A 23087-nucleotide genomic window follows, 5' to 3' on the forward strand; every position below is an offset into this window, starting at 1 on the left:
GAAGGATGTGGACCATATGGAATTAAGCCAATATTTAGAAGTGTTTATTGAAGAAAGTAAGGAGCATTTGCAGGCCTGTAACGAGCAATTATTATTGCTAGAAAAAAATCCCGATGATTTAGCAATTGTAAACGAGATTTTTCGCTCTGCACATACACTTAAAGGTATGTCTGCAACAATGGGATACGAAGATTTAGCAAATTTAACGCATAAAATGGAAAATGTGTTAGATGGGATTCGAAATGGAATCATCTCCGTTACAACGGAGATTTTAGATGTAGTTTTTCTAGCTGTAGATGATTTAGAAGTCATGGTGGAATCTATTGCTGCAGGCGGAGATGGAAAAAGAGATGTCAGCAAGGTTATTGACCAACTGCAAAAAATCGAAAAAGGTGAATCACTGGAAGGAAGTATAGCATCTCAAGAATCCGCAGCCAGTCTAGCTTCCGAAACGGTAGAATCGAAATTGAATTATGATGAATTTGAACAAACTGTTTTAAAACAATCAATGGAACAAGGTTTTGAATGCGTAGAGATTACAGTAGGTTTGAGAGCTGACTGCTTATTAAAAGCAGCTAGAGTATTTATGGTCTTCGAAGTCCTAGAAAAATGTGGGGACGTCATTAAAACAAATCCTACAGTGGAGATGCTCGAGGAAGAAAATTTCGACAGTCATTTTACGGTTACACTTATAACAAACGAAAAGGCTGAGGAAATACAGCAAAAAGTAATGAAGGTATCAGAGGTTGAAAAGGTAGAGATTATCCCTGTTAATTTAAAGCCTCACGTAGATGATGAAACAATTCAAAAGAATAATAAACCACAGACACCTGCTGCTCCAAGAGATAAAAAACAACAGGAAGTGAAAAATGGGTCTCAGCATGTAACCCACACGAACAAAACTATAAGAGTTAATATTGAGAGATTAGATGTTCTAATGAACCTATTCGAGGAACTTGTAATAGATCGAGGCAGATTAGAGCAAATTTCCAAAGATCTTAATAACCCTGAATTGCACGAAACTGTTGAAAGAATGTCTCGTATTTCTGGTGACCTGCAAAATATTATATTAAATATGAGAATGGTTCCCGTTGAAACGGTATTTAATCGTTTTCCAAAAATGGTTAGACAATTGGCAAGAGATTTACATAAGAAAGTTAATTTAGAAATAATTGGTGCGGAAACAGAACTTGACCGAACAGTAATTGATGAAATTGGTGATCCCTTAGTTCACCTTTTAAGGAATGCTCTGGACCATGGTATCGAAACCCCAGAAGTGCGTGTGAAAAATGGAAAAAGTGAAGATGGAACAATTACTTTGAAGGCTTATCATAGCGGTAACCACGTATTTATTGAAATTTCAGATGACGGAGCAGGCATTAATCGTGATAAAGTATTGCAAAAAGCAATTTCAAAAGGCGTTATTCTTGAAAGTGAAGCCGATTCCTTATCAGATAAGCAAGTATATGAACTGATTATGTCTTCAGGATTTTCTACTGCAGATAAAATATCGGACATTTCTGGTCGAGGTGTTGGCCTGGACGTAGTAAAATCCACGATAGAATCTTTAGGCGGATCCATCACTATTGATTCAACAGAAGGAGCAGGCTCTGTATTTATAATTCAACTGCCTTTAACACTTTCAATAATTTCTGTTATGTTAGTCGAGATTGGTAAAGAGAAATTTGCAATACCACTTTCATCCATTATTGAAACGGCAATAATCAAAAATTCTGAAATATTAACCGCTCATGATCAGAAGGTAATAGATTTTCGAGGAAAAGTTGTACCGCTTGTATTTTTAAAAGATACATTTGATGTACCGGATGCAGTTGAAAACAGTGAATACACTTCTGTGATTATCGTAAGGAAAGCTGAAAAAGCAGCTGCCTTAGTAGTAGATTCTTTTATTGGGCAACAGGAAATCGTCCTTAAATCATTGGGGAATTATTTATTAAATGTATTTGCTATCTCCGGTGCTACTATTTTAGGTGATGGTCAAGTAGCACTAATTGTCGATTGTAATGCATTAATTAAGTAGTAATATTTTGATGGATAAATGGTTATACACCACCATCGCTAAAAATGTTTATATTGGAGTGTTATTTTATGATGGATGCAGTGGAACAAACAGAAAATAAAATGATTGTTTTCCAATTAAAAGAGAATGAATATGCGATTCCTGTACAACAGGTGCTAGCAATTGAAAAGGTACTACATATAACTCGTGTACCTAATACCGCTTCCTTTATCAAAGGTGTAATCAATTTACGCGGCGTCATTATTCCAATTATTGATTTGCAAAACCGGTTGGGAATTGGAGCGATTGAACTTACTGAAAAAACAAGAATTATCATTGTTTCCATGGATAATGTTGAGGTTGGACTAATGGTAGATGGTGCAAATGATGTGCTAGATATTCCATCGGAGTTAGTGGAACCGCAACCTGAAGTAGTGAATTCTGTAAAGGCAGAATTTATTTCAAGTGTTGCTAACCTAAATAAGAGATTAATTATGATAATGAGCTTGGAAAAAATAGTAAGTCCATTAAATTAGGGGAATATCAGCAATGGGACTAGAAGAAAAGATTACAAGCATGCATTTAGATATCCTTAAAGAAATTGGGAATATTGGTGCTGCACATGCCGCAACATCGTTATCCATATTATTAAATAAAAAGATAGATATGAATGTTCCGAAAGTAAGCATTGAATCTTTTACACAAATGATGGAAATGGCAGGCGGTTCTGAAAATATAGTTGCCTGTGTAGTGCTTCATATTGAAGGCGATGCTTCAGGATATATGTTTTTTGTTTTGTCATTGCAACAATGTGAAAATTTTATTAAGCAAATGACTGGTGATTCTCAATTTTCATTGAAACAGACTCCCATCTCTGAATTAGGGATTTCAGCTTTCAAGGAATTGGGGAATATATTAGCCGGTTCCTACTTGACTGCCTTATCGGAATTCACAAAACTGGAACTTTACCCATCCGTTCCATTAGCTAGTTTTGACATGTTCGGTGCCATCATTAGCCACGGGTTAATTGAATTATCACAAACAAGTGATTATGCTATTGTTATTGATACAAGTCTAACTGATGATAAGGATGAGTTTGGAGATACAATGAACGGACAATTTTTTCTCCTTCCAAATCCTGACTCCTTTCAAACCATTTTCCAAGCCTTAGGAGTGGGATTATGAGTGAAGTCGTGAAGGTGGGAATAGCAGATATGAATATCGTCCGCACCCCTAATACTATTAGGACCACAGGATTAGGATCATGTGTAGGTGTTATCATATACGATAGTTTTCTGGCAATTGCAGGTCTAGTGCATGTGATGCTGCCGGATTCCAGTATTGCTAAATCACAGAAGGAAATAAATAAAGCAAAGTTCGCTGATACTGCAATTAAAGAATTGACGGAGAGATTAATAAAAATTGGCTGTAAAAAGATTCATTTAAAATCAAAAATTGCTGGCGGTGCGGAAATGTTTTCATTTTCAACCACGAATGATTTTATGAAAATTGGACCAAGAAATGTAGAAGCAGTAAAAGCAGCCTTAAAATTAGAAGGAATAGCATTACTCTCGGAAGAAACGGGTGGCCATTCAGGGAGAACGATAGAATTCGACCCTAAAACATTTCTATTACAAATCAGATCGGTTAATCAAGAAATTCGATATATATAAGCGCTCTTTTCTTATACAAAAATCTTATGAACACCCTATTTAATTTATGATTGGATACAAATTAAGAAATGATGCCTCGAAACTTAGACTACTTAGGATTGGTAGCACTTACGAAAAGCATATGAAACAACGAAATGAAAGTAACTTACGAGGAGGGGACATATGTCAAACACAGAAACAATCGAAGAACAAAAGTATTGGGAATTATGGATAAGTTCACGTAATACTCAAGCTGGTGATATTCTTGTGAAAAAATACTTGCCATTAGTTCATTATCATGTTCAAAGGATTGCGGTAGGACTTCCTCGTAATGTTTCAAGGGACGATCTTAAAAGCTTTGGAATGTTAGGGCTATTGGACGCATTAAATAAATTCGATCGAACTCGTGACTTAAAATTTGATACTTACGCATCCTTCCGTATTCGCGGTGCTATCTTAGATGGTTTGAGAAAAGAAGATTGGCTACCTAGAAGTACAAGGGAAAAAGCGAAAAAAATAGAAGCAACATTAGAAAGACTAGAGCAAAAGTATATGAGGCATGTAACCCCAGAAGAAATAGCTAAGGAACTGCATATCACAGAGGATGAAGTGTATCAGACTCTAAATGAACAATTTTTTGCCAATGTATTATCAGTAGATGAGCAAACACATGAGAAAGAAGAGAATGAAACTTATGCGTTTGTAATAAAAGACGACCATATTCCTAGCCCGGAAGAAAATTTAATCCATGAAGAAAAAATTCAAGATTTAACGAAAGTAATTACTACTTTATCGGAAAAGGAACAAATGGTACTAAGTTTATTTTATCATGAAGAATTAACGCTAACAGAAATTGGGGAAATTATGAGCCTATCTACATCAAGAATTTCACAGATACATTCTAAAGCATTGTTCAAATTAAGAAATATCTTGGAAAAGAAAATGTAAAATTCTAAGAGGTGGATACGGTGGAATTAAAATCAATGGAGATGCAGATTGCACTGCCACGTACACATGATGCCGGGAAAAATATGCAACATATTCAACAGGAGAGCAGAGTCATTAATGAAAATGCAATGCAGGAAATGGAAAAAGCGTTAGATCTGAAACGTCATCATGTGCTTAAGCAAGACCAAAAGGATCCTGCAATGTTAAAAGATCAAGGGAATTCAAAGAATCACCACGAGGCTCCTTCAAAAAAGGACCAAGAAAAGCAAAAAGATAAGGAAAAGCAAATTTACCACCCATTTAAAGGTAATCATATTGATTTTAGCGGGTAGGCGAAAACAATGACAATTTTTATTTTATTCATTTCTATCATTATTAATGTCGTATCGATATTTGGAATTATTATTCTTTATATGAGACAGAACCGACTAATACATGTAGAACAAGATCAAAAAAAGGTATTGAAAGATATGGAAGAAATGTTTTCATCTTATTTAATAGAAATGAAGGATGAAAATGAAGAGTTTATTAAAAAAGTACAAAGTCTTAATCACCGAACCTCATTAAATGTTTCAGTCAATACAGATGCGACTGAAGAAGAGGAAGTTTCAAATCTAGATAATCATCATGGGGAGGAACGATCTTTTACAGCAGTTATGAGAAATCATGCTGCAAAGACATACCAATCCATGATGAGCAAAACGGATAATACGGATGTGGAGAATCCGAAGATCGAATTTTCGACACTTCCACTTGAAAAACAGGTATTTTTATTAGAAAAAGAAGGCTTAACCATTGAACAAATTGCGCAAAAACTTCATAAAGGTAAGACAGAAATCGAATTACTGTTGAAGTTTCGTCAAAAAATGTAATATATTCTTGAATATGAAATTCATTTATGATATATTATTTGTTGGTGTTATCACACACGTTTCATGATTTAAATAGATGGTGCTTTCAAAATAAATCTTCTTTTATTTTGGTAGTTTCTGTTTAAAAATGATTGAAGCGGAGGAAACTAAAACCATAGGAGGCAACACAATGTCAGTAATTTCAATGAAACAATTGCTTGAAGCAGGTGTACATTTCGGACACCAAACACGCCGTTGGAACCCTAAAATGAAGAAATATATCTTCACAGAACGTAACGGTATCTATATTATCGATCTTCAAAAAACAGTGAAAAAAGTTGAGGAAGCATACAACTTTGTAAAAGAACTTGCTGCAAACGGCGGAAATATCCTTTTCGTTGGTACTAAAAAGCAAGCTCAAGAATCTGTTAAAGAAGAAGCTGAAAAAGTTGGTATGTACTATGTAAATCATCGTTGGTTAGGTGGTACATTAACAAACTTTGAAACCATTCAAAAACGTATCGAAAGATTAAAAGCTATCGAAAAAATGGAAGAAGACGGAACTTTTGAAGTTCTACCTAAAAAAGAAGTTGTTCAATTGAAAAAGGAACATGAACGTTTAGTGAAATTCCTTGGTGGAATTAAAGATATGAAAACTCTTCCAGATGCTTTATTCATTATCGATCCTCGTAAAGAGCGTATTGCGGTTGCGGAAGCACGTAAACTAAATATTCCTATCGTTGGTATTGTCGATACAAACTGCGATCCGGATGAAATTGATTATGTAATTCCTGCAAATGATGATGCAATTCGTGCAGTTAAGCTATTAACTGGTAAAATGGCTGATGCTATTTTAGAAGCTAGACAAGGTGAAGAAGAAACTGTTGCTGAACCTGTTGAAGCAGAATAATTATTCAATAAGGTGGCGTGAGCAGAGCAATGCTTATCTACAACTATTTGCTATTTAAGTAATAATCGGTATTGTCCGTATTAATCTATATAAGTTAGCGGCGCTCCGTCCCCTTTTCCTTAAAAAGGTGATAAGAATACTCCTTATCACCTTTTTTTAAAGAACTTTATTATTTTTAACTAATATTATGAAATACATAGAACTAAAGGAGGAAAAATTCTCATGGCAGTTACTGCACAAATGGTAAAAGAACTTCGTGAAAAAACAGGCGCAGGTATGATGGACTGTAAAAAAGCACTTACTGAAACAAATGGCGATATGGACAAAGCAATTGATTACCTACGCGAAAAAGGTATTGCGAAAGCTGCGAAAAAAGCAGATAGAATCGCTGCAGAAGGTATTACGTATATTTTAAGTGAAGGCAATGATGCAGTTATTCTTGAAGTAAACTCTGAAACTGACTTCGTTGCAAAAAATGAAGGTTTCCAAGCACTAGTTGCTGATTTAGCAAAGCACATTCTTAAAAATAAACCAGCTACAGTAGAAGAAGCTCTTGAGCAAAAAATGGAAGACGGAACTTCTGTTGGTGAAGCAATCAATGGCGCAATTGCGAAGATTGGTGAAAAAATTACACTTCGCCGTTTTGAAGTAAAAACTAAAACAGACAATGGTGTATTTGGCGAATATCTTCACATGGGTGGACGCATTGGTGTATTAACTGTTTTAGAAGGCACTACTGACGAAAGTGTTGCAAAAGATGTTGCGATGCATGCTGCAGCATTAAATCCAAAATATATTTCTCGTGACCAAGTTTCAGCTGAAGAAGTGGAGCATGAACGTCAAGTATTAACTCAACAAGCTCTAAATGAAGGTAAACCAGAAAATATTGTTGCAAAAATGGTAGAAGGTCGTTTAAGCAAATATTTCGAAGAGATTTGTATCTTAGATCAATCTTTCGTTAAAAATCCAGATCAAAAGGTTGGACAATTTGTTAAAGCTAATAATGCAACCATTACTGGCTTAGTGCGTTATGAAGTTGGCGAAGGTATTGAAAAACGTCAAGACAACTTCGCTGAAGAAGTAATGAGCCAAGTAAAAAATATATAATTTTTAAATTCCCCAGAATTGGGAAAAGCATTAAAGGGAGCACACTGTGTGTTCCCTTTCTTTGAAAAAATAAGTTCAGAGTGGATATGATAAAAAAATTTATGTAACATTCTAAATTTCCCATTCCACATCTGACTTCTTACCTCATGAAAAAGTGCAGAAATATCATCTGCATACATAATAAATTTATTGGAGGTTCATATGAGTACCCCAAAATATAAACGTGTAGTATTAAAATTAAGTGGAGAAGCATTAGCGGGTGACCAAGGTTTTGGTATTAATCCATCCGTGATTAAATCTGTAGCTGAACAAGTAAAAGAAATTGCTGAACTAGGTGTTGAAGTAGCGGTAGTAGTTGGCGGCGGCAACATTTGGCGCGGAAAAATTGGTAGTGAAATGGGCATGGACCGTGCAACAGCAGATTATATGGGGATGCTTGCAACTGTAATGAATTCACTTGCACTTCAAGACAGTTTAGAGCAAAATGGAATTGAAACCAGAGTTCAAACTTCTATTGATATGCGTCAGGTTGCAGAGCCATATATCCGCAGAAGAGCTATTCGCCATTTAGAAAAGAGCCGTGTTGTTATTTTTGCTGCGGGGACTGGAAACCCATATTTTTCAACAGATACAACTGCAGCTTTAAGAGCAGCTGAAATTGAAGCAGAAGTTATCTTGATGGCTAAAAATAATGTAGATGGTGTATATTCAGCAGATCCAAAATTAGATAAAAATGCGGTAAAATATGAGCAACTTACATATTTAGATGTGATTAAGAATGGGCTCGCTGTAATGGATTCAACAGCATCTTCGTTATGTATGGATAATGACATACCGCTTATTGTCTTTTCTATCATGGAAAAGGGCAATATTAAACGGGTTGTAATGGGTGAAAATATTGGTACGATTGTAAGGGGGAAGGAATAAATGCCGAAACAAATTATTGATAATGCAAAGGATAAAATGACAAAAGCTATTCAAGCATTTACAAGAGATTTGGGTTCAATTCGTGCTGGTCGTGCAAGTGCTTCATTATTAGATAAAGTTGTTATCGATTATTATGGCGCTCCAACACCAATTAACCAGTTAGCAGGTGTATCGGTACCAGAAGCACGATTGTTAGTTATTCAGCCTTATGACAAGTCAATTTTGGGTGAAATTGAAAAGGCCATTTTAAAATCAGATTTAGGTTTAACTCCTAATAATGACGGAAGCGTAATCCGTTTAGCAATTCCTGCGTTAACAGAGGAACGACGTAAGGAACTTGTAAAGGTTGTAAAAAAAGAATCAGAAGGCGCCAAGGTTGCGATTCGGAATATTCGTAGAGATGCAAACGAAGATTTGAAAAAACTTGAGAAAAATGGCGATATTTCAGAAGATGATCTTCGCGGTTACTCAGATGATGTTCAAAAACTTACCGATGAGCATATAAACAAAATTGATCAAATTACAAAAACAAAAGAACAAGAAATTTTAGAAGTATAATATCTTTCTCAAAACTCTCTTCTGGAGAGTTTTTTATTTTATATCAAAAAATATAATGAATAATCTCTACACAAACGACCTTATTTTATCTATAATAGAAGTCGCACCTTTTTCAATTGTAATATTAAAGAAATTCCATGTTTTTTTTGATATGATAGTAATATCGGATTTTACGTATGAAAATGGAAAGTATTCCAAGTGGAGGTCCAATGATGATAAATAAATTGAAGTTTTGGAAAACTTCCAAGGACAATGATACATTAGAAGAGCGTATCAATGCATTAAAGGAACTCCCGATGCCAAAACATGTTGCAATCATTATGGATGGAAATGGGAGATGGGCAAAAAAACGTGCATTGCCCCGTGTAGCAGGTCATCATGAAGGGATGAAGAGGGTAAGAAGAATAACCCGCCTTGCTTCTAAATTAGGTATTGAAGTTTTAACCCTTTATGCTTTTTCTACAGAAAATTGGAAACGTCCAAAAAATGAAGTAGAGTACTTAATGAAGTTGCCAGGAGAATTTTTAGGAACATTCTTACCGGAATTAAAGGAAGAGAATGTTCGAGTTCAAATGATGGGGTATAAGGATGTACTCCCTGAACATACCTTAAATGCTGTTGGTAAAGCGATAACGGAAACACAGCACAATAATGGTTTAATTCTGAACTTCGCTCTTAATTATGGGAGCAGGGATGAAATCGTTAGAGCCGTAAAGAATATAATACATGATGTAAGAGCCGGTAAATTGGATGATAAGGATATTACCGAGGCTAATTTTTCTGATTACTTAATGTCCCATAGTCTTCGGGATCCAGACTTATTAATACGCACTAGCGGTGAAATCCGCTTGAGCAACTTTATGCTTTGGCAATTAGCTTATACAGAATTTTTCTTCTCGGATGTTTTATGGCCGGATTTTAATGAAGAAAATTTGGTGGAAGCAATAGAAGTATATCAACAACGTTCAAGAAGATATGGTGGTTTAAAAAGCGAGGGCGAGGAAGAAGAATGAAACAACGAATTATTACAGCGATCATAGCTGCAGCAATATTTATACCTATTGTTATATATGGAGGTATGCCATTTACTGTCTTAGTCTATTTATTGGCATTTGTAGCCTTGGGAGAGGCTTTTAGGATGAGTAAATTAAAGATAGTATCTTTTCCAGGAATTATTTCATTTATTATGTTAGGGATTTTTTTAATTCCTCATCCATATATTAATATAGTAGAGATATTTGGATTATCTAAAATGGATTATATTTATTTTGGGTTATTACTACTCTTATGTTATACCGTTGCTTCGAAAAATCGTTTTACTATAACGGATGCATCTTTTATGTTTCTCTCTATATTCTATGTTTTTTTAGGATTTTATAATTTTTTATACATAAGAGAACAAGGTGGTCTTACCCCTATTCTATATTCTCTGTTCATTATTTGGGCAACAGATTCAGGAGCTTATTTTATTGGACGAGCGATTGGGAAAAGAAAGCTTTGGCCAGAAATAAGTCCTAATAAAACCGTGGAAGGTTTTATTGGTGGTATCGTTTGTGCATTAATAGTTGGGATTTTATTCTCGTTATTTTCCAACATACCTGCTTCTATGTTAAAATTAATAATTATTACAGCCATTCTGTCAGTTTTTGGACAAATGGGGGATTTAGTTGAATCAGCTTTAAAACGCCACTTTGATGTGAAAGACTCAGGAAAAATATTGCCGGGTCATGGTGGTATTCTAGATCGATTTGATAGTTTATTGTTTGTTTGGCCGCTTATTAGTTATTTGTTATTGTGAAATTAATAAACACAAAAATACGCTATTTTGCGTTAATTGGAAGAGCTTTGGGAGTTGAATCATTTGAAAAACATAAGTTTGTTAGGGGCAACTGGATCAATAGGAACACAAACTTTGGATGTTATTAGAACACATCCGGATAAATTTCGCTTAGTTGCTCTTTCTGTTGGAAAAAATATCGAACTAGCTCGCAAAATAATTTCAGAATTTAATCCAGAACTAGTCTCCGTTCAATCGAAAGAGGATTATGATCAATTAAAGTTGGAACTAGGTGCTGCAACAAAGATTTCTTACGGTGAAGATGGATTAGTGGAAGTTGCTGTATATGAGAAGTCCGATATTTTAGTGAATGCTGTATTGGGAAGTGTGGGTCTATTTCCTACTTTGCAAGCTATTAAAGCCCATAAAGTAATTGCGATCGCTAATAAGGAAACACTTGTGACTGCAGGACATTTAGTAATGGAAGAGGCAAAACGGCAGCAAGTCTTACTTCTCCCTGTCGATAGTGAGCATTCAGCAATTTTTCAATGCTTACAGGGAGAACATGACAAGGATATCGAACGATTAATTATTACCGCTTCGGGCGGTAGCTTTCGTGATAAAAAAAGAGAGGAATTAGTCGGTGTAACTGTGAAAGATGCACTTAGCCATCCTAATTGGTCGATGGGAGCAAAAATCACAATAGATTCTGCAACCATGATGAATAAAGGCTTAGAAGTTATCGAGGCGCATTGGTTATTTAACCTTCCTTTTGAAAAAATTGATGTCCTCCAACACCGGGAGAGTATTATTCATTCGATGGTCGAATTCCAGGATGGAAGTGTAAAAGCACAATTAGGTACACCAGATATGAGAGTACCAATTCAATATGCATTAAGCTATCCGAACCGGATAACATTAACATCTTCTGAAAGATTAGATTTAGCAAAAATAGGCATGCTGCATTTTGAACCAATGGACCTCGACCGTTTCTATGCACTTAAGTTATCTTATGAGGCAGGTAAAATCGGAGGAACAATGCCGACTGTTTTAAATGCAGCTAATGAAGTTGCTGTAGGAGCTTTCTTAAACGAAAGAATCTCCTTTTTACAAATAGATCAACTTGTTGAAAAGGCGCTTGAAAAGCATAATGTGATAAAGCATCCTGACCTGGATACGATCCGATCTGTTGATTTAGAAACAAGAGAATATATTAATTCACTTTTATAAAAAGGTGGTTTTTTATGTGACAACATTAATAGCCTTTATCATCATTTTTGGAGCTCTAGTATTTTTTCACGAGGCTGGCCATTTTTTCTTTGCTAAACGTGCAGGAATACTTTGCAGGGAATTTGCCATAGGCTTTGGACCAAAGTTAATTTCCTTCAAAAAAAATGAAACACAATATACAATCCGGCTTTTGCCGATAGGCGGCTATGTTCGTATGGCTGGTGAAGACCAAGAAATGCTGGATTTAAAGCCTGGGCAACGTGTTGGATTAGTATTAGATAAAGATGATAAAGTAGAAAAGGTTGTTATCAATGGTAAAGAAAGATATCCTAATATACGACTTTTCGAGGTCGATTCTGCCGATTTGGAGCATAGGCTTGTAATTAAGGGCTATGAAGAAGGAGAAGAAGAATTAAAAACCTTTTCCGTTTCAAAAGAGGCTGTCCTTGTTGAAAATCAGAATGAGACACAAATAGCACCATGGGATCGCCAGTTTGCATCCAAGTCGTTAGGACACCGAGCAATGACTATTTTTGCAGGTCCAATGATGAACTTTGTGCTTGCTATTGTTATTTTTACCGTTTTAGCAGCGATTCAAGGTATACCGGTCCAAGATCCTGTTTTGGGAGATTTGACTAAAAATGGTGTCGCCAATGCATCTGGTCTTCATAAAGGTGATAAAGTCATAAGTATTGATGGTTCTGAAATATCGAATTGGGATGATATTGTAGAGGTTATCCAAAAACATCCCGGTGAAGAGTTAGTGTTTACCGTGGAGAGACATCACAAAACGATGGATATCTCTGTTACACCAAGTATTGAAAAAGATGAAAATAATAAGGAATACGGAATGATCGGGGTTCATAGTCCCGTTGAAAAATCACCATTAAAAATTGCAACTTATGGATTCGAACAAACCTATCATATGACAATAAAAATATTCCAAATGCTAGGTAAGTTGGTTACAGGTCAATTCTCCATTAATATGCTTTCTGGACCTGTTGGTATTTATAAATCAACAGAGGATGTTGCGCAATTAGGAATCGCCTATTTAGCACAATGGGCAGCATTATTAAGCATAAATTTAGGTATTATGAATTTATTGCCAATACCAGCTTTAGATGGAGGTCGTTTATTATTCTTCGCTGTAGAAGCAGTAAGAGGAAAACCAATCGATCGTCAAAAAGAAGGAATGGTTCATTTTATTGGTTTTGCATTATTAATGCTTTTAATGATTATCGTAACATGGAATGATATCCAAAGGTTTTTCTTATAGAAAATAGAGCAATCGGTATAATCCGATTGCTTCTTTCATGTTATAAGAATTTTTGAGTTTTTATTATCAAATAAAATTGGTTCCACTAGTTTAATTTGAATCGAGCTAAAATGCCTTTTGGCTAGCAATATTCGCTAATATTAATTGTAAATGTTTTTGCATTGAAATTCTGCCATTAGTTTTTTATGATGGTATAGGTATAATAGAAATTTTAAAGGATGGGAGAGGGGAATATGACAAGCAATCCCGCCGAAAAAAAAGAACGATTTCGACTACTATTACAACAACTTGAGTTAACGGAAGATACATTTTTTGAGCATTTTACGAATGCAGAAATTGAAAAGTTAGTGGTGGAGCGTGCTACGAAGCGCTGGCATTTTTATTTTAATATGGAAAAAATCCTGCCGTTTCCTATTTTTAATCGTTTCACATTGCAATTACAGAAAGCATTTCAGCACATAGCAAATATTCAATTTTCCATTCATGTAGACGATCCATCTTTCCAAGAACAAATGGTTACGGAATACTGGAAGTATTGTATTAAAGATATTGAGGGCATGTCGCCGATGCTTACTACTTTATTACATGAACAATACCCGCAAGTCAAAGGAAATAAACTTACAATAGAGACGAGAAATGATACGGAATCTCGTACTTTAAAACAAAAATATGGAGATATTATTTCTGCTTCCTATCAATCTGTAGGTTTTCCTCCGTTTGTGCTGGATACAGTTATAGCACAAAACCAATCAAATGAGGAGTATCAAAAATTTGTAGAAGCAAAGAAAAGAGAAGATGAAGAACGGGCAAAATTAGCAGTAATGGAGATTCAAAAGAAAGACTCTGATCATAGCGAAAGTGCAGCCGACAGCGGCCCGCTTGTGATTGGAATGAACATTAAGGATGATGATTTATACAGAAAAATAGAAGAGATTGTGGATGAAGAAAGACGTATTTTTGTAGAAGGATATGTATTCTTTGCGGAAACGAAAGAACTTCGCAGCGGACGTACATTATTAACCTTTAAAATTACGGATTACACAAGCTCTATTCTGGTAAAAATGTTTTCCCGTGATAAAGAGGATGCAGAACTACTTAATCGTGTGAAAAAAGGAATGTGGCTTCGAGCACGAGGAAGTATTCAAAATGATACCTTTGTTAGAGATTTGGTGATGATTGCTAATGATTTAAATGAAATAAAACCAATTGAAAGGAAAGACAATGCACCAGAAAATGAGAAGCGTGTGGAACTTCATTTGCATACTCCAATGAGTCAAATGGATGCTGTTACATCCATCAGTGATTATGTAGCTCAGGCAAAAAAATGGGGTCATAAAGCGATAGCAGTTACAGATCATGGTGTTGTCCAATCCTTTCCAGAAGCATTTAGTGCAGGAAAGAAGCATGATGTAAAAATATTATATGGTGTAGAAGCAAATTTAGTAGATGACGGGGTTCCCATAGCCTATAACGATGCCCATCGATTGTTAACCGATGATACTTATGTTGTTTTTGACGTCGAAACAACGGGTCTTTCTGCGGTATACGATACCATTATTGAACTTGCAGCTGTCAAAATAAAAAATGGAGAAATTATCGATCGTTTTGAATCATTTGCAAAAGCACATCGCCCATTATCTGCAACGATTATTGAGCTTACAAGCATAACGGATGATATGCTTAAAGACGCTCCGGAAGTGGACGAGGTACTGAAAAAGTTTAAAGATTGGGCAGAAGATGCTATTCTTGTTGCACATAACGCTTCGTTTGATATGGGATTTTTAAATGTTGGATACAGCAAGATAGGTTTTCCCAAAGCAAGTAATCCTGTTATCGATACATTGGAACTTGCCAGATGGCTTTATCCAGATTTTAAGAATCATCGTTTGAATACGCTGGCGAAAAAATTTGATGTAGAGTTAACGCAACATCACCGTGCCATTTATGATACAGAAGCAACCGGATATATTTTGTTAAAAATGCTGAAGGATGCTGCTGAAAGAGGAATAGAATATCATGATCAGTTCAATCATTTTATGGGAGAAGGAGGGGCATTTAAGCGTGCAAGGCCATCTCACTGCACATTGATTGCTCAAACCCAAGAAGGTTTAAAGAACCTTTTTAAATTAGTATCTCTTTCTAATATTGATTATTTTTATCGTGTTCCGCGTATTCCGCGTTCGAAATTACAAATGTACAGAGAAGGTATATTAGTAGGGTCCGGATGCGATAAGGGTGAAGTATTTGAAGGCATGATGCAAAAAGGTCCTGAAGAAGTAGAGCAAATTGCAAGATTTTATGATTTTCTTGAGGTTCATCCAAAAGATGTTTACGCACATTTAATTGAACTCGAACTTGTCCGTGATGAAAAATCATTAGAGGAAATCATATCAAATATTGTCCAGCTGGGAGATAAATTGAATCTTCCGGTAGTTGCAACAGGAAATGTTCATTACTTGCACCCTAGAGATAAAATTTATCGTAAAATCTTAATTAATTCACAAGCGGGTGCTAACCCGTTGAATCGTCATAAACTTCCTGATGTGCATTTTAGAACAACAGATGAAATGTTGGATAATTTTGCTTTTTTAGGTTTTGAAAAAGCGAAAGAAATAGTGATTTCCAACACGAATAAAATTGCTGATTTAGTAGAAACAATTAAGCCTATTAAAGATGATCTATATACACCTAAAATAGAGGGTGCGGAAGATGAAATTAAAAACATGAGTTATACCCGTGCTAAATCTATTTATGGAGATACATTGCCAGAGATTGTCGAGGCACGTTTAGAGAAAGAATTAAAGAGTATTATTGGTCATGGTTTTGCCGTTATTTATTTAATTTCTCATAAGTTAGTAAAGAAATCGCTAGATGATGGCTATCTCGTTGGTTCTCGTGGTTCAGTAGGTTCTTCCTTTGTGGCGACCATGACGGAAATTACAGAGGTAAATCCGCTTCCTCCACATTATATTTGTACAGAATGTAAACATTCAGAATTCTTTAATGACGGTTCAGTAGGTTCGGGTTTTGACCTTCCGGATAAAAACTGTCCAAATTGTGGAGCGAAATATAAAAAAGATGGACATGATATACCGTTTGAAACCTTCCTTGGTTTTAAAGGGGATAAAGTACCGGATATAGATTTAAACTTTTCCGGAGAATATCAGCCAAGGGCGCATGCTTATACTAAGGTATTGTTTGGGGAAGATTACGTTTATCGTGCAGGAACCATCGGTACAGTAGCGGAAAAGACGGCATATGGTTATGTAAAAGGATATGCACAGGATAATAATCTTCATTTACGCGGTGCGGAAGTGGATCGTTTAGTGCAAGGCTGTACTGGGGTAAAGAGAACTACCGGCCAGCATCCAGGAGGTATCATTATTATCCCTGACTATATGGATGTATATGACTTTACACCAATTCAATATCCTGCCGATGACAATAGTTCCGAATGGAAAACTACTCATTTTGACTTCCATTCCATCCATGACAATGTCTTGAAAATGGATATACTTGGACACGATGATCCGACTGTGATAAGAATGCTTCAAGATTTAAGTGGGATTGATCCAAAAACCATTCCAACGGATGACCCAGAGGTCATGAAAATCTTCAGCAATACAGAATCTTTAGGTGTTACACCGGAACAAATTATGTGTAATACTGGAACTTTGGGGATTCCTGAATTTGGTACAAGATTTGTTAGACAGATGCTCGAAGATACTAAACCAACTACATTCTCAGAACTTGTGCAGATTTCTGGATTATCACATGGTACAGATGTATGGCTAGGAAATGCTCAGGAGCTTATCCAAAATGGTACCTGTACCCTGCCAGAGGTGATAGGTTGTCGTGATGACATCATGGTTTATTTGATTTATCAAGGGATTGAACCATCTTTGGCTTTTAAAATCATGGAATCCGTTCGTAAAGGGAAAGGTCTTCAGCCTGAAATGGAAGAAGAAATGCGAAAGCAGAATGTTCCCGAGTGGTACATTGATTCCTGCAAAAAGATTAAGTATATGTTCCCGAAAGCTCATGCGGCAGCTTATGTATTAATGGCTGTGAGGATTGCGTATTTTAAAGTGCACCTACCACTTCTATACTATGCGGCTTATTTTACTGTAAGAGCAGAGGATTTTGATTTGGAATCAATGGTAAGAGGCAGCAATGCAATCAGATCCAAAATTGATGAAATTAATGAAAAAGGACTCGATGCATCTACAAAAGAAAAAAGTTTGCTGACAGTGCTTGAGATCGCATTAGAAATGGTAGAACGCGGTTTTCATTTTCAAAAGGTAGATTTATATCGATCAAGCGCAAAAGAATTTGTGATTGATGGAAATTCACTTATTCCACCTTTCAACTCTATTCCAGGTCTTGGTACCAATGCAGCCTTAAATATTGTAAAAGCCCGTGAAGAAGGTGAATTTTTATCAAAAGAAGATTTGCAACAACGTGGGAAAGTATCCAAGACAATAATAGAATATCTGGATAAACATGGCTGTCTAGAAGATCTCCCAGAACAAAATCAGCTATCATTGTTTTAATAACTTAAAACCATTTTTGCTTGTCCTGTTACAGCGCTCGGTTAGCGGATTATCAAGGCGTATTTTCTTTTCTATCGTCTAGTTTCCAGTATCTATCAGCTAGCAAACTTCCAGTCTCCTCCCTGCGATAAGTCAACAACGGTTCGTGAGTAACCTCACCGTGATTCCTTTATCTCAGTCGGAGCCTTCCAGTTTGTACGCTGATGAACAGGCGCTTTTGCTTTTCTTTTAATTTGCTTTATTTTTCAGGTTATGGTATATTTTTATTGGAAATACTACTGATAACTCTCGTATTTAAGAGTGGGTCTAACCCGCTCTTTCTTGTTTTTCACTTTTAATAAGTTAAACATTGATTGAACTTCAAGAGTGCAATATTACATGATTTGTGGGAGCAATCTCTAATTATCAATAATGCAGTAGATATGTGTGGGAGGTATTTATGAGTAAAGTAACGGACGTTATTGAAGAACTCGTTACACCAATCTTAGAAGAAATGCAACTATATCTCGTTGACATTGAATATGTAAAGGAAGGAAAAAATTGGTTCCTTCGCGTTTATATTGACAAAGAGGGCGGGGTAGATATCGAAGAATGCGGTATGGTCAGTGAACAATTAAGTGAAAAATTGGATGAAATCGATCCTATTCCACAAAATTATTTTCTGGAAGTTTCATCACCTGGAGCGGAAAGACCGCTAAAAAAAGAAAAAGATATTATTGATTCTATAGGAAAAAATGTAAATATTAAAACCTATGAAGCCATCGATGGCGAAAAAACTTTTGAAGGAAAGCTTTTGGCTTTTGACGGGGAAACATTAACCGTTGAAGTGAAACTAAAAACGAGAAAAAAGGAAATTATTATTCCTTATGAAAAAGTAGCAAATGCTCGTTTGGCGATTATTTTTTAATTAATAAAATCGCAATTATACGAAAACAGCCATAATTATTGACACTAAGTATCACCATAACTGCACAGACCATTTTTGCTGTGACATGTTTTACTTATCATTAAGGGGGATGACATTTCCATGAGCACAGAGTTATTAGATGCTCTATTAATATTGGAAAAAGAGAAAGGAATTTCTCGAGAAGTTATTATTGATGCGATTGAGGCAGCTTTAATTTCTGCATACAAAAGAAATTTTAATCAGGCACAAAATGTACGTATCGACTTAAATCTTGGCAATGGTACGATGAAAGTATTTGCCCGAAAAGATGTTGTGGAGGAAGTATTTGATTCACGTCTGGAAATTTCGATGGAGGATGCCCGTAAGATTAATCCTTCTTATGAAATTGGTGATGTTGTGGAATTAGAAGTTACGCCAAAGGACTTTGGCCGGATCGCGGCTCAAACCGCAAAGCAAGTAGTTACACAACGTGTTCGAGAAGCGGAAAGAGGTATTATTTATTCGGAATTCATTGACCGCGAAGATGATATTATGACAGGTATTGTTCAACGACAAGACCCTCGATTTATTTATGTAAACTTAGGGAAAATTGAGGCTCTACTTCCACAAAGTGAACAAATGCCTAATGAATCATATAGACCGCATGATCGGATTAAGGTGTATATTACAAAGGTAGAGAAAACCACAAAAGGTCCGCAAATATTTGTATCTCGTACACACCCTGGTCTATTAAAACGTCTATTTGAGATTGAAGTACCTGAAATATACGATGGTACCGTTGAAATTAAGTCAGTAGCTCGTGAAGCTGGAGATAGATCCAAAATATCTGTCCATACTGATCAAACCGAGGTAGACCCTGTTGGAGCTTGCGTTGGGCCAAAAGGTACAAGAGTTCAAGCTATTGTTAATGAGTTAAAAGGTGAAAAGATCGATATTGTAGAGTGGTCTGAAGATCCTGTAACTTTTGTTGCAAATGCTTTGAGCCCATCTAAGGTTTTAGATGTTATCGTGGATGAAAATGAAAAGGCAACTACGGTTGTTGTACCTGATTATCAATTGTCATTAGCAATCGGAAAAAGAGGTCAAAACGCGCGCTTAGCTGCGAAATTGACAGGATGGAAAATTGACATTAAAAGTGAAACAGATGCAAGAGAATTAGGTATATATCCTCGATTAAATACAAGTTTATTTGATGATGATGACGATCATGATGATACATTCGATGTAACCGAAGATTAGCGAATAAGAGGTGATCCAAGTGGCTACTCGAAGAAAAATTCCATTGAGAAAATGTGTTGCAACGGGTGAAATGAAGCCAAAAAAAGAAATGGTACGAATCGTTCGTTCAAAAGAGGGCGAAATCTCGATTGATCCGACTGGAAAAAAATCTGGCAGGGGTGCATACCTTTCTAAGGACAAAGACGCAATTTTATTGGCTAAGAAAAAAAATATATTGGCTAGTCATCTCGAGGCAAGTGTTAGCGATGAAATATATGATGAGCTCATTAAGCTCGTGGAGAGAGAGAACATAAGTAAATGAATCTGAATCAATCAAAAGCTATGTCTCTGCTAGGATTAGCTAATCGTGCCCGAAAAGTAATATCAGGAGAAGAACTTGTACTTAAAGAAATTAAGTCAAGTCGTGCCAAGCTAGTATTACTTTCAAAGGATGCTGCACCTAATACCTCAAAGCGAATACAAGACAAGTGTCTGTACTATAAAGTTCCTATAGTTATGATAGATAATAGGGAGGAGCTTGGTTCCGCAATTGGTAAGGAAGCCAGAGTTGTTGTCGCTATAAGTGATGCCGGCTTTGCGAAGAAACTTACAGCACTGCTCGAAAGAACTTGATGGGGGTGAACATATGGGTAAAACAAGAGTTTATGAATATGCAAAAAGCAATAATATTTCAAGTAAAGATGTTATATCGAAGTTAAAAGAGATGAATATTGAAGTTACCAATCATATGTCTACTATAGATGGGAATGCTATAGAGAAGTTAGATTCAATTTTTAAGAAAAACAGTAAAAATGAATCTAATAGTAAATATGGAAACGGGAAACCGAAAGAACAAAATCAGCCAAAGAAAGCTACTACTAGAATAAACATGGAAGATGAAGAGGATATCGTGACGGAAAAAGTACAAAAAACACAAACAAAGCAGAAACCACAAAATATTGAAGGTAAGAAAACAAGCAAAGAAGATTCTTCTAAAGAAAATAAAGTTTTTAACAAAAATAAGAAGAATAACAATTATAACAACAAAAACAATAAAAATAAGCAAAAACCAAAACATACTCCACCACCACAACCGGTACAAAAGAAAAAAGAATTGCCAAAGAAAATTGTTTTTAGTGAATCCTTAACGGTTGCTGAATTAGCAAAAAAATTGCATCGTGAGCCATCAGAAATTATTAAAAAGCTCTTTATGTTAGGAGTAGTTGCAACCATTAACCAAGAGCTGGATAAGGATGCAATTGAATTAATCGCTACGGATTATGGTGTAGAAGTAGAAGAAGAAATTAAGGTTGATGTTACCGACCTTGAAGTATATTTTACAGAAGATGCTCCAGAAGATTTAGTGGAGAGACCATCTGTTGTCACTATCATGGGACATGTAGACCATGGAAAAACTACCACTTTGGATTCCATTCGTAATACTAAAGTAACGGCTGGAGAAGCTGGTGGAATTACGCAACATATTGGTGCTTATCAAGTTGAAGTAAATGGCAAAAAAATTACATTTCTTGATACTCCAGGACATGCTGCATTTACGACTATGCGTGCTCGCGGAGCGCAAATCACAGATATTACTATCCTTGTAGTCGCTGCTGATGATGGGGTAATGCCACAAACAATCGAAGCTATTAACCATGCAAAAGCAGCAAATGTACCGATCATTGTGGCAGTGAACAAAATGGATAAACCTTCTGCAAACCCTGATCGTGTGATGCAAGAATTAACAGAATATGGACTTGTTCCGGAAGCTTGGGGTGGAGATACTATTTTTGTTCCGATTTCTGCCTTAACAGGTGAAGGAATTGATAATCTGCTTGAAATGATTCTTCTTGTATCAGAGGTAGAAGAGTACAAAGCAAATCCAAATAGAAATGCTCTTGGTACTGTTATCGAAGCACAGCTTGACAAAGGTCGTGGCTCTGTTGCAACTTTACTTGTGCAAAACGGTACTTTAAAAGTCGGAGATCCAATTGTTGTTGGCCATACATTTGGTCGTGTACGTGCAATGGTAAATGATTTAGGCCGCAGGGTAAAAGAAGCTAAGCCTTCAACACCTGTAGAAATTACCGGTTTAAATGATGTACCGCAAGCTGGTGACCGTTTTGTTGTCTTCAACGATGAGAAAACAGCTCGTCAAGTAGGAGAAGCACGTTCTCAGCAGGCTGTTTTAGCGCAGAGAAATGATACTGCTCGAATTAGTTTAGATACTTTATTCGAACAAATGAAGCAAGGAGAAATGAAGGATCTTAATATCATTATTAAAGCAGATGTTCAAGGTTCTGTAGAAGCACTTGCTGCTGCTCTTCAAAAGATTGACGTTGAAGGTGTAAATGTAAAAATTATTCATACAGCTGTTGGTGGAATAAATGAATCAGATATTACTCTTGCAGCGGCTTCTAATGCTATCGTAATTGGTTTCAATGTACGTCCTGATGTTAATGCTAAGCGTGCTGCTGAAGCAGAGAAAGTGGATGTTCGCTTACACAGAATAATCTACAAAGTGATAGAAGAAATTGAAACAGCAATGAAGGGGATGCTTGACCCTGAATTTGAAGAAAAAATTATCGGTCAGGCAGAAGTTCGTACAACCTTTAAAGTGTCTAAGATCGGTACTATTGCAGGTTCATATGTCACAGATGGTAAAATTACTCGTGAAAGTGGAGTAAGGGTGATACGTGATAGTGTAGTTATTTTTGAAGGAGAAATTGACACACTAAAACGTTTTAAAGACGATGCAAAAGAAGTTAGCCAAGGTTATGAATGCGGTATTACCATTAAGAACTATAATGACGTGAAAGAAGGAGACGTCATTGAAGCATTTGTAATGCAAGAAGTGGAAAGAAAATGATTGGAAGTTTGGAATGTGAATTCCGAATTTTTAATGCCGCTTCTTTAAAGGAAAAGCGTGCAATTCTGCAACGGGTTTTGACTCGATTAAAACAAAAATATAATGTATCTGTTTCAGAAATTGAATATCAAGATATATGGCAGCGTACAAAAATTGCCATTGTAACAGTTGCTTCTTCCAGAAAAGCAGCGGAAAGAGAATTGGAAAATTCACTTAGGTTTTTAGACTCTTTTCCCGAATGGGAAAGGCTTGAAACCATTTATGAGTGGTTGTGAATGTGAGGT

The 23087-nt window shown here is 36.0% G+C and carries 22 protein-coding genes; all 22 read left to right on the top strand.

Annotated features, from left to right (window positions below; all coding sequences use genetic code 11):
• Window positions 1-16 precede the first annotated feature (16 nt).
• The 22 genes from CWO92_RS03210 (at window position 17) to CWO92_RS03315 (ending at window position 23078) form a co-directional block, all read left to right on the top strand.
• Window positions 17-2041: a chemotaxis protein CheA gene (locus CWO92_RS03210; RefSeq protein ID WP_101352724.1), complete on the top strand. Its 2025-nt coding sequence runs from the start codon at window positions 17-19 to the stop codon at window positions 2039-2041.
• 68 nt (window positions 2042-2109) lie between these two features.
• A complete protein-coding gene (locus tag CWO92_RS03215) occupies window positions 2110-2556 on the top strand; it encodes a chemotaxis protein CheW (protein WP_101352725.1) in 447 nt (148 codons plus the stop codon).
• A 13-nt stretch (window positions 2557-2569) separates the two neighbouring features.
• Window positions 2570-3205 (top strand): chemotaxis protein CheC, encoded by a 636-nt coding sequence (locus CWO92_RS03220; RefSeq protein ID WP_101352726.1) that lies wholly within the window; start codon window positions 2570-2572, stop codon window positions 3203-3205.
• Complete coding sequence (locus CWO92_RS03225; protein ID WP_101352727.1) at window positions 3202-3693, top strand: chemotaxis protein CheD; 492 nt, start codon at window positions 3202-3204, stop codon at window positions 3691-3693. Before CWO92_RS03220 ends, CWO92_RS03225 begins: the two co-directional genes overlap by 4 nt.
• A gap of 162 nt (window positions 3694-3855) precedes the next feature.
• Window positions 3856-4620: a FliA/WhiG family RNA polymerase sigma factor gene (locus tag CWO92_RS03230; protein ID WP_101352728.1), complete on the top strand. Its 765-nt coding sequence runs from the start codon at window positions 3856-3858 to the stop codon at window positions 4618-4620.
• Window positions 4621-4640: 20 nt separating this feature from the next.
• Complete coding sequence (locus CWO92_RS03235) at window positions 4641-4952, top strand: hypothetical protein (protein WP_101352729.1); 312 nt, start codon at window positions 4641-4643, stop codon at window positions 4950-4952.
• A 9-nt stretch (window positions 4953-4961) separates the two neighbouring features.
• On the top strand, window positions 4962-5492 hold the full coding sequence (locus CWO92_RS03240) for a hypothetical protein (protein WP_101352730.1): 531 nt from the start codon (window positions 4962-4964) through the stop codon (window positions 5490-5492).
• 169 nt (window positions 5493-5661) lie between these two features.
• Entirely contained in the window at window positions 5662-6381 is a 720-nt protein-coding gene (gene rpsB / locus CWO92_RS03245; RefSeq protein WP_101352731.1) for a 30S ribosomal protein S2, read from the top strand.
• Window positions 6382-6603: 222 nt separating this feature from the next.
• Window positions 6604-7488, top strand: a complete 885-nt coding sequence (gene tsf / locus CWO92_RS03250; protein WP_101352732.1) for a translation elongation factor Ts — start codon at window positions 6604-6606, stop codon at window positions 7486-7488.
• Between the two features lie 201 nt (window positions 7489-7689).
• The gene (gene pyrH, locus CWO92_RS03255) at window positions 7690-8415 is read left to right on the top strand and encodes a UMP kinase (RefSeq protein WP_101352733.1); all 726 of its coding nucleotides are present in this window, start codon (window positions 7690-7692) and stop codon (window positions 8413-8415) included.
• A complete protein-coding gene (gene frr, locus CWO92_RS03260; RefSeq protein WP_101352734.1) occupies window positions 8416-8973 on the top strand; it encodes a ribosome recycling factor in 558 nt (185 codons plus the stop codon). It begins immediately after the preceding gene.
• 212 nt (window positions 8974-9185) lie between these two features.
• Window positions 9186-9986: an undecaprenyl pyrophosphate synthase gene (gene uppS, locus CWO92_RS03265; RefSeq protein WP_101352735.1), complete on the top strand. Its 801-nt coding sequence runs from the start codon at window positions 9186-9188 to the stop codon at window positions 9984-9986.
• Window positions 9983-10771 carry a phosphatidate cytidylyltransferase gene (locus tag CWO92_RS03270; RefSeq protein WP_101352736.1) on the top strand — a complete coding sequence of 263 codons (789 nt, stop codon included), beginning with the start codon at window positions 9983-9985 and terminating at the stop codon, window positions 10769-10771. Before uppS ends, CWO92_RS03270 begins: the two co-directional genes overlap by 4 nt.
• Before the next feature lie 63 nt (window positions 10772-10834).
• Complete coding sequence (locus tag CWO92_RS03275; RefSeq protein ID WP_101352737.1) at window positions 10835-11980, top strand: 1-deoxy-D-xylulose-5-phosphate reductoisomerase; 1146 nt, start codon at window positions 10835-10837, stop codon at window positions 11978-11980.
• 16 nt (window positions 11981-11996) lie between these two features.
• Window positions 11997-13256 (top strand): RIP metalloprotease RseP, encoded by a 1260-nt coding sequence (gene rseP, locus CWO92_RS03280; RefSeq protein ID WP_101352738.1) that lies wholly within the window; start codon window positions 11997-11999, stop codon window positions 13254-13256.
• Between the two features lie 233 nt (window positions 13257-13489).
• Window positions 13490-17809, top strand: a complete 4320-nt coding sequence (locus tag CWO92_RS03285; RefSeq protein ID WP_101352739.1) for a PolC-type DNA polymerase III — start codon at window positions 13490-13492, stop codon at window positions 17807-17809.
• 439 nt (window positions 17810-18248) lie between these two features.
• Entirely contained in the window at window positions 18249-18716 is a 468-nt protein-coding gene (gene rimP / locus CWO92_RS03290) for a ribosome maturation factor RimP (protein WP_101352740.1), read from the top strand.
• A 120-nt stretch (window positions 18717-18836) separates the two neighbouring features.
• Window positions 18837-19955, top strand: coding sequence for a transcription termination factor NusA (gene nusA, locus CWO92_RS03295; protein ID WP_101352741.1), 1119 nt, complete (start codon window positions 18837-18839; stop codon window positions 19953-19955).
• A gap of 19 nt (window positions 19956-19974) precedes the next feature.
• Complete coding sequence (gene rnpM, locus CWO92_RS03300; RefSeq protein WP_101352742.1) at window positions 19975-20256, top strand: RNase P modulator RnpM; 282 nt, start codon at window positions 19975-19977, stop codon at window positions 20254-20256.
• A complete protein-coding gene (locus CWO92_RS03305; RefSeq protein ID WP_233269713.1) occupies window positions 20253-20567 on the top strand; it encodes a YlxQ family RNA-binding protein in 315 nt (104 codons plus the stop codon). The genes rnpM and CWO92_RS03305 overlap by 4 nt, the downstream gene beginning before the upstream one ends.
• Before the next feature lie 13 nt (window positions 20568-20580).
• Window positions 20581-22803, top strand: a complete 2223-nt coding sequence (infB, locus tag CWO92_RS03310; RefSeq protein WP_101352743.1) for a translation initiation factor IF-2 — start codon at window positions 20581-20583, stop codon at window positions 22801-22803.
• Window positions 22800-23078, top strand: coding sequence for a DUF503 domain-containing protein (locus CWO92_RS03315; RefSeq protein ID WP_101352744.1), 279 nt, complete (start codon window positions 22800-22802; stop codon window positions 23076-23078). Before infB ends, CWO92_RS03315 begins: the two co-directional genes overlap by 4 nt.
• Window positions 23079-23087 lie beyond the last annotated feature (9 nt).

This window comes from Heyndrickxia camelliae (genome assembly GCF_002844575.1).
Taxonomy (GTDB): domain Bacteria; phylum Bacillota; class Bacilli; order Bacillales; family Bacillaceae_C; genus Margalitia; species Margalitia camelliae.